Here is a 14,405-nt window from a genome sequence, read left to right on the forward strand (position 1 = left end):
GAACGCCTTAGCCCTTCCACACCTGCGGATTGACCAGGTCCTGCGGCCGCTCGCCCAGCAACGCGTTGCGCAGGTTGTGATAAGCGCGCTCGGCCATCGCCTGACGGGTTTCGGTGGTGGCTGAGCCGATGTGCGGCAGGGTGACGGCGTTCTTGAGCTGGAACAGCGGCGATTCTTGCAGCGGTTCTTTTTCGTAAACGTCCAGACCGGCACCGCGAATGGTGCCGTTCTGCAGGGCTTCGATCAGCGCGGGCTCGTCGACAATCGGGCCACGGGCGATGTTGATCAGGATGGCGCCGGGCTTCATCAGGCTCAGTTCGCGACGGCCGATCAAGTGTTTGGTCTTTTCGCTCAGCGGCACTACCAGGCAGACGAAATCCGCTTCGGCCAGCAATTGGTCCAGGCTGCGAAACTGTGCACCCAGTTCCTTTTCAAGCTCGGTCTTGCGGCTGTTGCCGCTGTACAGGATTGGCATGTTGAAGCCCAGACGACCACGGCGGGCAATGGCTGCGCCGATATTGCCCATGCCGACGATGCCCAGCGTCTTGCCGTGCACGTCGGTGCCGAAGTGCGGAGGCTCGATACTGCGCGTCCACTGTCCGGCCTTGGTGTAGGCATCCAGTTCGGCGACGCGGCGGGCGCTGCTCATGATTAGCGAGAAGCCCAGGTCGGCGGTGCTCTCGGTCAGTACATCCGGCGTATTGGTGAGCAGAATGCCGCGCTCGTTCAGGTAGTCGACATCGTAGTTGTCGTAGCCCACCGAGATGCTGGAAACCACTTCCAGTTTCGTTGCATTTTGCAGCTGCTCGCGACCCAGCTTGCGGCCTGAGCCGATCAGCCCATGGGATTCAGGCAAGGCTTCGTTAAACTGGGCGCTGATGTCGCCCAGCTTGGGGTTGGGCACGATCACGTTGAAGTCTTGTGCCAGGCGCTCGGCCATTTCTGGAGTAACACGGCTGAAGGCGAGTACGGTTTTTTTCATTGGGCAGTCACTCTTGAGCGGTTGAATGAGTAGCACGCTAACATTCATCTCCGCTCTTTGGCAGCCGCTTTTTACAGTTGTACGATGTCAGAACGAGGACTTGAGTGCCTGCACATGCAGATCCGCCTCATCGGCCGCGAGAATTTCCGGCAGGGAACCGCGCAGGTATTCGACCCAGGTTCTGATCTTGGCATCCAGATACTGGCGTGACGGATAGATGGCGTACAGGTTCAGCTCCTGCGAACGGTAATCCGACAGCACTCGCACCAACGTGCCGTTGCGCAACCCTTCTATTGCCGAATAGATCGGCAGAATGCCAATTCCCATGCCGCTGGAAATCGCGGTTTTCATGGCATCCGCAGAATTGACCAGCAGCGGCGAGCTGTTGATGGTGACCATCTCCTGACCTTCCGGGCCATCGAACAGCCACTTGTCCAGCGGGAACACCGGGCTGACCAGGCGCAGGCACGCATGATTCAGCAGGTCGGCAGGCTTGTGGGCCATGCCGAAGGTTTTGACGTACTCGGGCGATGCACACACGATGCTGTAGGTAATGCCCAGCCGCTGAGACACAAAGCCGGAGTCTGCCAGTTCGCTGGCCAGCACGATCGACACGTCATAGCCTTCTTCCAGCAAGTCCGGCACGCGGTGGGTCATGGTCAGGTCGAACGCGACGTCAGGGTGGTTGCGGCGATAACGGGCGATGGCGTCGATCACGTAATGCTGGCCGACACCGGGCATCGAATGCACCTTGAGTTGCCCGGCCGGGCGGGCGTGGGCGTCGCTGGCTTCGGCCTCGGCTTCTTCTACCGAGGCCAGAATCTGCTCGCAGCGCAACAAGTAGCGCTTGCCTGCTTCTGTGAGGGCAATGCGTCGGGTGGTGCGATTGAGCAGGCGCGTCTGTAAATGTGCTTCAAGGTTGGAGACCGCGCGCGAGACGTTGGCGGTGGTGGTATCCAGCACGGCGGCGGCAGCAGTGAAGCTGCCCGCTTGCGCCACGCAACTGAAGGCACGCATGTTTTGCAGGGTGTCCATGGGTACTTCTCTGAGTAGATGGCAAATTGTGACATGAAGTAACGGATGCATGTATCCAGACCAAAGGATTATCGCCGTTTCAGTAACAAAGATTCACAAATATCCCCGCTTATCGCCGCGTCAAGCGCCGCCTAGAATCGCCGCCATTCAAGGTGTATTACCTCCGTTCGGGAACTCGCAGCTGTGCCGCGTCGCATCATCAGAGGGCTCTGGCCCGTCGGTATCCTGGCTTTTACGCTGGTCCTCAACGGCTGTATCGGAACACATGGAATCAAACCGCAGGGCAGTCTTCTGCACGCGGACAGCCTGGCCACCGATCAGGCGATTCAGAGCGCTGCCCTCGACGCCCATTGGCCCGCAGCGCAATGGTGGCGTGCCTACGGCGATGCGCAACTCAATCACTGGGTCGATATTGCTACGCTTGGCAGCCCGGGTCTGGCGCTGGCCGCTGCCCGTGTGCGCCAGGCAAGAGCGATGGCGCAGATCGCCGAGTCATCCGAGTCGGTGCAGGTGCAGGGCAGTGCCAGCCTGATGCGCCACGACTGGCCCGAGGATCAGTTTTATGGTCCCGGAGCGCTGGCCGATACTCGCACCTGGGACAACAATGCGTCGCTGGGCCTGAGCTACGCGCTGGACCTGTGGGGGCGTGAACGCAACGCCAGCGAGCAGGCCCTTGATCTGGCGCACGTGAGTGCTGCCGAGCAGCGTCAGGCGCAGCTCGAATTGCAGGAAAACGTGGTTCGCGCCTACATCCAGCTGGCCCTTGAATACGCCCGACTGGACATCGCCGAGGCAGCGCTGGCCCAGCAGCAACAGATACTCGATCTGGCGCAGCGTCGCCTCAAGGGCGGGATCGGCACGCATTTCGAGATCAGTCAGGCCGAAACGCCATTGCCCGAGGCCCACCGGCAGATTGATGCGCTGCAAGAGGCCATCGCCCTGAGCCGCAATCAGCTGGCTGCTCTGGCAGGTAAAGGGCCGGGAGAGAGCGCGGCGCTGCAACGGCCCACGCTGTCGTTGCACACCGAGCTGAAAATGCCGTCGGCATTGCCCGCCGAACTGTTGGGACGGCGGCCCGATGTGGTGGCCGCGCGCTGGCAGGTTGCGGCGCAGGCGCGCGGTATCGACGTTGCGCATGCGGGCTTTTATCCCAATGTCGATCTGGTCGGCAGCCTGAGCTACATGGCCACGGGCGGCGGCATGCTGGAGTTTCTGACCGGCAGTAAGCTGGGTTACAAGGTCGGGCCAGCCATCAGCTTGCCGATTTTTGACGGCGGGCGCTTGCGGGCGCAGCTGGGTCAGGCGTCGGCCGCTTATGACCAGGCCGTGGCGCATTACAACCAGACGCTGGTGATGGCGTTGAAAAGTATTTCCGACCAGCTTATTCGTCGCGCCTCGATGGACAAGCAACAGGCATTGGCCGCCGAGTCGGTAACGTCGGCACAAAAGACCTACGACATCGCATTGATTGCCTGGCAGCGCGGGCTGACCGATTACCTGAACGTGCTCAACGCCCGGACCCAGTTGTTTCGCCAGCAGCAGATTCAGCAACAGGTTGAGGCTGCGCGCCTTAATGCCTATGCCGGGCTGGTGGTAGCGCTGGGCGGGGAGAGCGGCGGTTGCCATTCTTCAGGCACCACTGCTGATCTTGAGTGTGCGAAATGATTGCTGCCTTTGAGCGCGTGACCGCTTTGCCTTGGCGTCGTGAATTTCGTAGTTGGGCGCGCAGTGACGGGGTGACCTGGGTTTACCTTTTCAAGGTATTGATCGCTGCATTTCTGACGTACTGGCTGGCTCTGCGCCTGGAGTTGCCGCAGCCGCACACGGCGATTATCACCGTGTTCATCGTCATGCAGCCGCAGAGCGGGCAGGTGTTCGCCAAAAGTTTTTACCGCCTGCTGGGTACGCTGGCCGGGTCGGCCATGATGGTGCTGCTGATGGCCCTGTTTGCGCAGAACCCGCTGCCGTTTCTCGGCAGCCTGGCGCTTTGGGTCGGTATCTGTTCCGCAGGTGCGGCGCGTTATCGCAACTTTCGTGCTTACGGCTTCGTGTTGGCGGGGTATACGGCCGCGATGGTAGGGCTGCCCGCCCTGGCGCATCCCGAAGGTTCATTCATGTCAGCGGTGTGGCGAGTGCTGGAAATCACCCTGGGGATCCTCTGTTCCACTGCGGTGAGTGCGGCAATTCTGCCGCAGAGTTCCAGTGCCGCCATGCGCAATGCGCTGTACCAGCGCTTCGGCGTATTCGCCCGTTTCATGGCCGAGGGTTTGCGCGGGGAGATTGCACGCACGGCATTTGAAACCGGAAACGTGCGCTTCGTCGCCGAGGCCATCGGTCTGGAAGGGCTGCGCAGCGTCACAGTGTTCGAGGACCCGCACATGCGCCGACGCAACGGGCGGCTCAATCGTTTGAACAGCGAGTTCATGGCCGTTACGACGCGCTTCAATGCACTGCATCAGTTGCTTGAACGGCTGCGGCTGGAACGTGCCGATACGGTGTTGAGGTACATCGGTCCCGGTCTTGAAACCCTCGCAGAGCTGCTTGATGTGTTCGCCGACCGCGCGTTGACCAACGATGATGCTGCGCTGCTGGTCACGCGCCTTGAGACGTGCAGGGCGCAGTTGCCCGAGCGGGTCAGAAGCCTGCGCGCCGAGCTGGAACACACCCTGCCGAGCGACGCCGAACGACTCGATTTTCATACGGCGTTCGAGCTGCTGTACCGGCTGGTCAGCGAGCTGCATGATTACGCACTGACCCACGCATCGCTGGCCGATCACATCCATGCGCGTGAGCAGTGGAACGCTTCATTCGTGCCGCGTACCCACTGGATGACAGCCCTGGCGTCCGGAGCCCGCGCGACCTGCGTAGTCGGCCTGATGAGTGCATATTGGGTGCTGACAGCCTGGCCCAGCGGCGCGAGCATGGTCCTGGCTTCGGCGGCGACTGTCGCGCTGTCATCGACCACCCACAACCCCAGGCGCATGTCGTTGCAGATGGCCGGCGGTACTTTGCTCGGCGCACTGCTGGGTTTTGTCGAAACCTTTTTTCTGTTCCCGCACATCGACGGCTTCCCGCTGCTGTGCCTGCTATTGGCCCCGGTGTTTGTGCTCGGCGCCTTTCTGGGTTCACGTCCGCAGTGGACGGGATACGGCCTGGGGCTGCTGATTTTTTTCAGCCTGGGCTCGGTGCCGGACAACCTGACGGTCTACAACCCTTACACCTTCATCAACGATTACCTCGCGATGGTCATCGGCATGCTGATCTGTGCCGCAGCGGGGGCGATCATCCTGCCACCCAACAGCCGCTGGATGTGGCAGCGTCTGGAGCAGGCCTTGCGCAATCAGGTGGTGTTTGCGATTGGCGCACCGCTCAAGCGTCTGGGTTCAAGCTTCGAAAGCCAGACCCGCGACCTGATGCATCAGGCGTACGGTCTGGCGATCAGCAAACCCTTGGTGCAGCGCGAGCTGTTGCGCTGGATGTTCGTGGTGCTGGAAATCGGCCACGCCATTATCGAGCTGCGCCGCGAACAGGCAATTCTGCCGATTCATCCGGCCTACGCCGAATACCAACCCTGGCGCATCGCGTTGCGCGTCATGGGACGCGCCTTGGTACGCCTGTTCATCCAGCCCGATGCGGTCAATCTGCAGCGCGGCCTGTCGGCGGTCGATCAGGCCATCAAACGGGTGCAGGAGGCCGATGAACCCTTCGCCTCGCATTTCGACACCTCGGTGCTGCGTCGGGTGAAAAGCTATCTGCACTTTATCCGCACCTCGCTGCTGGACCCGCAATCGCCGCTGGCCGCCTATGGCGTCGAACGCGCCCATTCAGGAATGGCCCATGCCGCGTGAAATAGCCTTCCACGGTCTGTACATGCCGAGCCTGACGCTGATGTTTCTGCTGGCTGTCGTTCTGGCATGGGCGCTGGATCGTCTGCTGGCTGGTTTTGACCTGTATCGGCATTTCTGGCACCCGGCCTTGCTGCGCTTGTGCGTGTTTATCTGCATCTTCGGCGCTCTGGCGCTGCCCCTTTATCGTTGACGCCTGAGTCGAGAAATATCCGCATGAAAAAGTTCTATAGCCTTCTTGCCACATTGTTGGTGTTGGCAATCGCGCTCTGGGTTGGTCGTACGCTGTGGGTCGACTACATGGATACGCCGTGGACTCGTGATGGTCGGGTACGCGCCGATATCATCAATGTAGCCGCCGATGTGTCCGGCACCGTGGTCGATGTGCCGGTGCACGACAATCAACGGGTAAAACGCGGCGATTTGCTGATGCAGATCGACCCGGAACATTACCGGATCGCAGTCCGCCAGGCGCAGGCATTGCTGGCTTCACGCAAGGCGACGTGGGAGATGCGCAAGCTCAACGCGAAGCGCCGTGCCGACATGGATGAACTGGTCATCTCGGCAGAAAACCGTGATGACGCGAGCAATGTCGCCACCTCGGCGCTGGCTGATTACCAGCTGGCGCAGGCGCAACTGGAAGCGGCCGAACTTAACCTGTCCCGCACGCGGGTGTTGGCGGCGGTGGACGGTTACGTCACCAACCTCAATGTCCATCGTGGCGACTATGCACGCATTGGCGAAGCGAAGATGGCCGTGGTCGATATGAACTCGTTCTGGGTCTACGGTTTTTTCGAGGAAACCAAGTTGCCGCACCTGAACGTGGGCGATCCTGCCGATATGCAGTTAATGAGCGGCGAGGTGCTCAAAGGCCATGTCGAAAGCATCGCACGCGGTATCTACGACCGCGACAACCCGCAAAGTCGTGAATTGATCGCTGATGTGAACCCGACCTTCAACTGGGTGCGTCTGGCCCAGCGCGTGCCGGTGCGCATTCATCTGGATTCCGTACCGGAAAGCGTATTGCTGGCTGCGGGAATGACCTGCACGGTGATCGTCAGGCCGATAGGCGGCTGATGCTTGAGGACGCAGAGCGTCCAGAACGGCATGCGACGCGGAGCGTCGCACGATAGTTACAAGACTCGGCTACAGAACAGCGGTGCTGGCGGCGGGAATGACCTGCACGGTGATTGTCAGGCCGATAGGCGGCTGATGCTTGAGGACGCAGAGCGTCCAGAACGGCATGCGACGCGGAGCGTCGCACGATAATTGCGATGATCGCTCCCTACGCTCCAGCATTGGGATTGACGAATCGGAGCGTTGCACGATAGGCAGGTGATCGTTCCGCACGCTCCAGCGTGGGAATGCAGTTCGTGACGCTCTGCGTCACAAGTCGGTGTTCAATCCAAAGCGTTTTCTCAGGCCCATATCCAGTAGCCCTTTGGGCAGCAACCACGCCATCAGCGGCAGCAGGCGTGAGCCGTTGCCAAGACGCAGAAGGCGTGGCGGATGGGTGTGTTGCACGGCTTTGAGCAGGTCGCGGGCGAATTCTGTTGCGGGTGTAGGGTTGTCCAGTGAAGCCTTGGCGCGTGCGCGAATGCCTTCGCGGATCGGCCACCAGGGTGATTGCTCGCTGATCAACTGCTCGGCTTCGTGACTGGCGTTTTTTGCGAAGCTTGAAGCAATGGCGCCGGGCTGGACCTCCATCACCTGTACGCCAAATGGTGCCAACTCCAGACGCAGCGCATCGCTGAGGGCATGCACCGCGGCCTTGGAAGCGCAGTAAGCACCCGCAAAAGGGGTGACCAATACACCTGAAACGCTACCGATATTGACTACCAGGCCTTTGTTGCGACGCAGCGCCGCAAACAGCGCGCGGGTAACGCCGATGACGGAAAACACATTGGTTTCAAACTGCCGCTGCAAGGCATCCACGCCGCCGTCGAGCAGCGGCCCCATCGCGCCATAGCCAGCGTTATTGATCAACACATCCAGACCGCTGTGCTCCAGGCCGACGGCCAGTTGCTCCAGCGCCAGTCCGTCGTTGACATCCAGCTGCACGGCAATGAAGCCCGCGGCACTGAGTGCAGCGACATCCTCGGCCTTGCGTGCAGTGGCCCAGACTTCATAGCCAGTGGCCTTGAACGCATCGGCCAGTGCACGACCGATTCCGCTGGAACAGCCTGTAATCAAAGCGATGGGCATGAGGGAGATCCTTGTGGTCAGTCCGAGAAACTGCCTTGTAGATGTTCTGCGCGAAATTCCAGGGTTTGCGGGCGATAGCCATTGCGCAGTGCAGGCAGTGGCACGCAATCCTGCCACGTACCTTTGGCCTGAAGTTCGCCGGGGCCGCGGTAGCGTGCAGAGGTGTAGGTGTTATCCGCCAGATTCACCGAGTCGCCGGGCGCATAGGCCGCGATCCGCCAGCGCAGTTCCTGCAACGCGACCTGATTGGTATTGGTGATGCTGACCTGCAAGGGACGATCTGCCGGGCAGCCTTGCGGATCGTATCCGAGGCGGATTTCCAGGCGCTCAAGCTGGCGCGTTTCCTGGCTGTCCTGCCAGATCACCACAGCCGCCACGACCCCAAGCCCGACCGCCGCAGCCAACGAGACCGGCAAGGCCTTGGCGGGGTAGCGCAATAACAACACAAGCCAGGTCAGGATCAACAGGATGCCGATAAACATGCAGGTCTCCAGCAGGGGGCAGTGCCGGACATCCTACAGAAACCAGTGTGGTTGACCAATGACGGTACATGAGACAGGTCAAAGAAACTCCGATGCTCACCGAGGTCTCTTCGCGCCAGGCTGATATTACTCAATAAAGCTGTAAACGGCAGATTCCGGGGTATCGGGCCAAGTGTCCATATCTGTCACCTGCACAGTGCCGGTAATCCTGGCCTTGTGGGTCGGTTTAAAGATCATGGATGGATCCGTGCCTGTATTCTCAAGCGTTATGATTGTTGGTTCACCTGATGTTATGGGCGATGAGCCTGATAACAGCGGACGGTTGCTGTTATCTGCATTGACCAGGTTCAGTATGACGAAGGTACAGCGTGGGTCTTTGAATGCGGGTAATTCCAGAACGATGCCTTTACTCAACGAGATTTCTTTTTTTGCTGACGCTCCTTGTACAACCGGGGTCGGGAGGGTGGGTGCAGATGGCGTAGCCATATCGGATAGCTCCTGTTTGAACGTGCAGCGTTGGCTGGCTGCGTTCAAACAATCCTAACCATGGTGGGCAGGTAGTACTACTGACAGAAATGACAGTGGCTAATAGCCGCGTATTTAAGGTTGCAGGGACTTGAGGTTTACAGAACTGTAAGTACCTGGCGGGTTATGAATGTGTATAAGCAAGCATACCTATGCAAATGAAAAAGCCCCCGGCAACAATGAGTCGCCGGAGGCTATGTAGCGTGCAGCTAAAACCCTATCAACGAGCGATAGTTTGCGTCTTCACACCCGCTTCAAGCGCGTTCGAACGACCGTAGATATCTTCGAAACGCTCGATGTCGTCTTCGCCCAGGTAGCTGCCCGATTGCACTTCGATGATTTCCAACGGGATCTTGCCTGGGTTGCGCAGGCGATGGACCGAGGCGATCGGGATGTAGGTGGACTGGTTTTCGGTGAGCAGGAACACGTTCTCGTCACAGGTCACCTGCGCAGTACCGGATACCACGATCCAGTGTTCGGCGCGGTGGTGGTGCATCTGCAGCGACAGGCAGGCACCCGGCTTGACGGAGATACGCTTGACCTGGAAGCGACCGCCCATGTCCACCGAATCGTAGGAGCCCCACGGACGGTACACTTCGAGGTGGTTCTGGGTCTCGGTGCGGCCCTGTTCGTTGAGGGTGGCGACCATCTGCTTGACGCCCTGGACCTTGTCCTTGTGGGCAATCATCATCGCGTCCTTGGTTTCGACGACCACGATGTTGTCCAGACCGATCACCGACACCAGTTTGCCGTTGCCGTGGATCATGCAGTTGCGGCTGTCCTGGATGACGACGTCGCCCTTGGTGACGTTGCCGTTGGCGTCCTTGGCGTTGACTTCCCACAGCGACGACCAGCAGCCGACATCGCTCCAGCCGGCCGACAGCGGTACGACGCAGGCGCGCTGGGTTTTTTCCATGACCGCGTAGTCGATGGAGTTGTCCGGGCAGCAAGCGAAGGTGGAAGCGTCGATTTCCAGCGCATCGCCGTCCTGCACGCTGCGCTCAAGGGTCAGCAGGCAGGTGTCGTAGATGTCCGGATCGTGCTTTTTCAGCTCTTCCAGGAAGCGGCTGGCGCGGAACAGGAACATGCCGCTGTTCCAGTAGTAACCACCGGCTTCGACGAATTCCCTGGCGCGTTTTTCGTCAGGTTTTTCGACGAACTGCGACACGCGGCTGACGCCTTCCGGCAGCAGGGCATCGGCGGTGGACTTGATGTAGCCATAGCCGGTTTCAGGCTTGTTGGCAGGTACGCCGAACAGCACCATTTCGCCACGCTCTGCGGCGACGGTCGCCAGTGCCAGTGCGCGTTGCAGGGCTTTCTGGTCTTCGATGACGTGGTCGGCTGGCAGCACCAGCATCAGGCCGTCATTGCCTTCGTTTACCAGCTTCATGGCGGTCAGGGCAACGGCTGGCGCCGTGTTGCGGCCGAACGGTTCCATGAGGATCGCCTGGGTTTCCAGGTTCAGTGCAGCGAGTTGCTCGTTGACGATGAAACGGTGGTCCTTGTTGCAGACCACGATAGGCTCCTGCATGCCCTCGAACACCAAACGCTCCAGGGTTTGCTGGAACAGGGTGTGCTCGCCGGTCAGTGCCAGGAACTGTTTAGGGAATTGTTTACGCGAAAGCGGCCAGAGTCGTGAACCACTACCGCCTGACAAGATAACTGGAATCATTTTGTTTCTCCAAAAGCATTCAATTAGGGCCGTACGAGGTGTCTGTCGTTTCTGTCTTGTTCTTGTTCCGCGCGGGTCGGTTCAGCGCTGATGCCCTGAACCGACCTGCATAATCCGTTTAGCGGGTTGCAACCGGTGGCTTGACCCACACTGGCGAGAGGCTGCTGCCACTGCCGGTGATGTAGAGCACAGCGGCTTCGCCACGCTCCAGTGCCACTGGTTTCACATCGGTGACTTTCTTGTCGCCGTCGTACAGCGCCAGGCTGACTTTGACCGGGTTGATCTCACGCTCGCCGGTGCCTTTGGCCGCTACGGCGTTGACCACTTCGGTCTTGCCGTCGGCGGTTTTCAGAGTCAGGGACTTGTCGCTGAGGTTCTGAACGCGAACCAGGGATTTCTGCTTGTTCTTGAACGGCGGCTCTTCAACCAGCTGCGGTTTGCCGCTGGCGTTGTTGACGATGGTGTAGTAGTGATCACCCGCCAGTTTCACCGGCAGGCTCTGGCTGCCCAGCTTGGCGGTGTAGTCGCCCTGTGGCATGAAGCTGAACGCAGTGCTGCCCAGTGGCGCGACTTCGTTGAGGTTGGTGTTGCCAACGGTGGCGCTGATTTCGGCGTTGCTGGCGTTGTAGACACGCACGAAGGTCGAGCCTTTTGGTGCGGTCGGGCCGTACAGGGCGGAGTCACCGGCGAAAGCCTGCAGGGACATCAGGCCCAGACCTGCGGCCATTGCGCAGGTTTTGAAAATGCGTTTTGCGGCCGAACGGTTGGCAGTAGTGTTAAAAGTCATGAGTCAGTCCTCTCAGTTTTGCGCCCGGTTGGGCGACTCGGATTGTTTGGCGTTGAGCGCCACGTTTTCTTGGGTGTCACGCGATTTCTTCAGCTCGGCGATCCACTTCGGATCGAACTCGCCAAGATCGTTGTGTGCCGGCAGGTAGCGCTCCGGGAATTCCCAGATCACCACTTGCGGCGGGGTGTTCTTGAAAGCATCGGTCTGCAGGTACTTGAGCATCGGCAGAATTGGGCCATGGCCGTCTTCGGCGTAGTTGACGACATCGCTGCGCAGCGCTTCTTTCAAGGCACCGACGAAGTTCCAGTTAGGGTTGGCGCTGTAGCTGGTGCCCACCAGACCCACCGGGATGTCGCTGTCTGCGAACAGTGCGTCACCGCCTGCCGCTTCGCCTGCTACCGGATCGGTACTGCGTTTCTGCAACTCGTCCGGCTTGGGCAGCATGTTGCTGAACAGCGGATCGAGCGGCAGGAATGTAGTCAGGTCACCTTTGTAGGCTTCGGTTCCCTTGGCTTGTGTGACGAACTGCTCAGGTTCACCTTCCAGTGGTGTTTTCTGGGCAATCGCGGCGCTCAGTTGCTGCGCGGCGACTTCGGCACCCATTGGCGTCCAGTGGGTGTCGGTGCGTAGGAAAACCTGGCCCTGTTGCTTGGCAGCTTGCAGCGGTGCCAACAGGTCCGGGGCAAAGATCCCGGCCTTGGCGACCTGAGCGTGGAACTGCTGATACAGGTCGGTGTGCAGGCTGGCAGGCTTGCTGTCACCGATGTGCTCCGGGTACAGACGGGTTTTTGCCGGAACAATCGCCAGGACCAGTTTGGTGCCCTGTTTTTCCAGCGCGTCACGCACACCCTGAATGATCGCCAGGTTGTCGGCTTCGTTCTGCTCGCCGTTGGCAACCGCGTCGAACTCTTCGTCGGTGTACAACCACTGGTCCTTGCCGAGCACTACGCCCGGACGACCTTCGTTGAACAGTTTGAAATCCAGCGCCGCCCAGAGGTTGGTGCCCAGGCGCTTGATCGGGAACTCATCGTCGTAATGAGTTTCCGCCGCCTTGGTCCATTTGCCGTTGAGCACAGTGGTCTCGGCCGACGTCGAGAAGGTGCTGAAGCTGCGCAGCGACCAGACGCCCAGGACCAGCAGAATGGCCAGGAAGATGGCGATATAGAGGATTCGTAATGAACGGGTCATGTCAGGCTCCTCAGAACTGGAAGTAAAGGAACGGCGAGAAGCTTTGCGCCGAGAGTTTGAGAATCGAAGCCACGAACAGCAGCAGGATCAGTGCACGCATGGCGTAACGTGGCCAGTCGGCAACCCAGTACGCGGGCTGCACCTGGGCTTCGCTGCCCACGGTGTAGCCTGGCAGGTGCAGACTGCCGGGAGCATCGCCGGGAACGGCCTTGATGGTGCCCGGTTGGGCGGTCGCAGGACCGTCAGCCTTGGCGCTCTTGCCGGTGTCTTTTTCGCGGTTCTGGTAGAAGTCGCGCAGACCGAAGAACGCCAGCGTCAGATACGCCACCACCAGTGTTGCCACTTGCAGACCGGTCAGGCTGGCGCGGTTGAGTTCCGACAGCTGCCACTCGCCGAAGCTGAACATGGCGCTGTACATACGACCGGCGACATGCAGGTTTTCAGCGCGGAAGATGACCCAGCCTATGACCACCAGCAGGAAGGTCAGTGCCCAGCGGATCGGGTTGAAACTGTAGGGTTTGGTGTTGATACCGACCGCTTTTTCGATCGCCAGCCACATGCCGTGCCAGGCACCCCAGATGATGTAGGTGACGTTGGCACCGTGCCACAGACCGCCGAGCAGCATGGTCAGGAACAGGTTGCGGTAGGTCGCAACCTTGCCGCCACGGTTGCCGCCCAGCGTGATGTACAGGTAGTCACGCAGCCAGGTGGACAGGCTGATGTGCCAGCGACGCCAGAACTCGGTGATCGACTGGCTGATGTAGGGCTGTTTGAAGTTTTCCATGAAGCGGAAACCCATCATCAGACCCAGACCGATGGCCATGTCGCTATAACCGGAGAAGTCGAAGTACAGCTGCGCGGTGTAGGCCAGCGCACCCAGCCAGGCGTCGCCGGTGGTCGGGTTTTGCAAGGCGAAGCAGTGGTCGGCGACCACCGCCAGGGTGTCGGCGATGAACACTTTCTTGATGAAGCCCTGCATGAAGCGCGTGGCACCCTCAGAGAACTTGTCCAGCGTGTGTGTACGGTTGTTGAACTGGTCGGCCAGATCGCGGAAACGCAGCACGGGGCCGGCGATCAGGTGCGGGAAGATCGCGACGAATGCAGCGAAGTCGATCAGGTTGCGCGTGGCCGGGGTGTCACCGCGGTAAACGTCGATGATGTAGCTGATGGACTCGAAGACATAGAACGAGATACCGATCGGCAACAGCACGTGGGTCAGGATGAACGGTTCCAGACCCATCGAGGTCATGGCTGCGTTGATGCTGTCCACACCGAAGTTGGCGTATTTGAAGTAGCCCAGAATACACAGGTCCACGATTACGCCGAGCAGCAGCCAGCGCTGTGCCGGTTTGGTCCGCACACCTGCTGCGCCTACCTTGAGACCGATCCAGTAGTTCCAGACGGTCACGCCGATGAACAACGCCAGAAAGTCCACACGCCACCAGGCGTAGAAGATATAGCTGGCAATCAGCAACAGCAGATTGCGATAGCGTTGCCCGCTCAAGTAGTACAAGCCGAGGAAGATCGGCATGAACAGGAACAGGAACACGTTGGATGAGAAAACCATCCTTATCTCTCCGTTTGTCCAACATTCAAGGGCTCAAAGCCCCCCCAAACCCCCCGTTGAAATTGGGGGGTAAAACACGTCGCGTTACGGCTTGTCGGTGAAGCAGCTCAGGCGAGG

The 14,405-nt window shown here is 59.8% G+C and carries 13 protein-coding genes; 4 read left to right on the plus strand and 9 right to left on the minus strand.

What is annotated here, in order from left to right:
• Positions 1-7: 7 nt before the first annotated feature.
• Positions 8-982 carry a 2-hydroxyacid dehydrogenase gene (locus RYC17_RS11705; protein WP_122258164.1) on the minus strand — a complete coding sequence of 325 codons (975 nt, stop codon included), beginning with the start codon at positions 980-982 and terminating at the stop codon, positions 8-10.
• An 87-nt stretch (positions 983-1,069) separates the two neighbouring features.
• Positions 1,070-2,017, minus strand: a complete 948-nt coding sequence (locus tag RYC17_RS11710) for a LysR family transcriptional regulator (protein ID WP_002552240.1) — start codon at positions 2,015-2,017, stop codon at positions 1,070-1,072.
• A gap of 183 nt (positions 2,018-2,200) precedes the next feature.
• On the opposite strand from RYC17_RS11710, the gene RYC17_RS11715 reads away from it, so the two are divergent.
• From RYC17_RS11715 to RYC17_RS11730, 4 genes are read left to right on the plus strand one after another with little or no spacing between them, the layout of a single operon-like run.
• Positions 2,201-3,682, plus strand: coding sequence for an efflux transporter outer membrane subunit (locus RYC17_RS11715; RefSeq protein ID WP_316889938.1), 1,482 nt, complete (start codon positions 2,201-2,203; stop codon positions 3,680-3,682).
• Positions 3,679-5,865: an FUSC family protein gene (locus tag RYC17_RS11720; protein ID WP_316889935.1), complete on the plus strand. Its 2,187-nt coding sequence runs from the start codon at positions 3,679-3,681 to the stop codon at positions 5,863-5,865. Before RYC17_RS11715 ends, RYC17_RS11720 begins: the two co-directional genes overlap by 4 nt.
• Entirely contained in the window at positions 5,855-6,055 is a 201-nt protein-coding gene (locus RYC17_RS11725) for a DUF1656 domain-containing protein (protein WP_058408858.1), read from the plus strand. The genes RYC17_RS11720 and RYC17_RS11725 overlap by 11 nt, the downstream gene beginning before the upstream one ends.
• Before the next feature lie 23 nt (positions 6,056-6,078).
• The gene (locus tag RYC17_RS11730) at positions 6,079-6,939 is read left to right on the plus strand and encodes an HlyD family secretion protein (protein WP_058400611.1); all 861 of its coding nucleotides are present in this window, start codon (positions 6,079-6,081) and stop codon (positions 6,937-6,939) included.
• 309 nt (positions 6,940-7,248) lie between these two features.
• Here RYC17_RS11730 and RYC17_RS11735 read toward each other — a convergent pair whose 3' ends face one another.
• From RYC17_RS11735 to RYC17_RS11765, 7 genes are all read right to left on the minus strand, one after another.
• Complete coding sequence (locus RYC17_RS11735; protein ID WP_058400612.1) at positions 7,249-8,067, minus strand: SDR family oxidoreductase; 819 nt, start codon at positions 8,065-8,067, stop codon at positions 7,249-7,251.
• Positions 8,068-8,084: 17 nt separating this feature from the next.
• Positions 8,085-8,549, minus strand: a complete 465-nt coding sequence (locus RYC17_RS11740) for a hypothetical protein (protein ID WP_054077852.1) — start codon at positions 8,547-8,549, stop codon at positions 8,085-8,087.
• A gap of 126 nt (positions 8,550-8,675) precedes the next feature.
• On the minus strand, positions 8,676-9,035 hold the full coding sequence (locus RYC17_RS11745) for a hypothetical protein (protein WP_058400613.1): 360 nt from the start codon (positions 9,033-9,035) through the stop codon (positions 8,676-8,678).
• A gap of 259 nt (positions 9,036-9,294) precedes the next feature.
• Entirely contained in the window at positions 9,295-10,746 is a 1,452-nt protein-coding gene (locus tag RYC17_RS11750; RefSeq protein ID WP_004663964.1) for a mannose-1-phosphate guanylyltransferase/mannose-6-phosphate isomerase, read from the minus strand.
• Positions 10,747-10,864: 118 nt separating this feature from the next.
• Positions 10,865-11,533, minus strand: coding sequence for an alginate O-acetyltransferase AlgF (locus RYC17_RS11755; RefSeq protein WP_002552248.1), 669 nt, complete (start codon positions 11,531-11,533; stop codon positions 10,865-10,867).
• 12 nt (positions 11,534-11,545) lie between these two features.
• Positions 11,546-12,721 (minus strand): alginate O-acetyltransferase, encoded by a 1,176-nt coding sequence (locus RYC17_RS11760; protein WP_031595142.1) that lies wholly within the window; start codon positions 12,719-12,721, stop codon positions 11,546-11,548.
• A 10-nt stretch (positions 12,722-12,731) separates the two neighbouring features.
• Positions 12,732-14,288 carry an MBOAT family O-acyltransferase gene (locus RYC17_RS11765; protein ID WP_058400616.1) on the minus strand — a complete coding sequence of 519 codons (1,557 nt, stop codon included), beginning with the start codon at positions 14,286-14,288 and terminating at the stop codon, positions 12,732-12,734.
• Positions 14,289-14,405: the final 117 nt, after the last annotated feature.

Source organism: Pseudomonas syringae group sp. J248-6, assembly GCF_032586995.1.
GTDB lineage: Bacteria > Pseudomonadota > Gammaproteobacteria > Pseudomonadales > Pseudomonadaceae > Aquipseudomonas > Aquipseudomonas amygdali.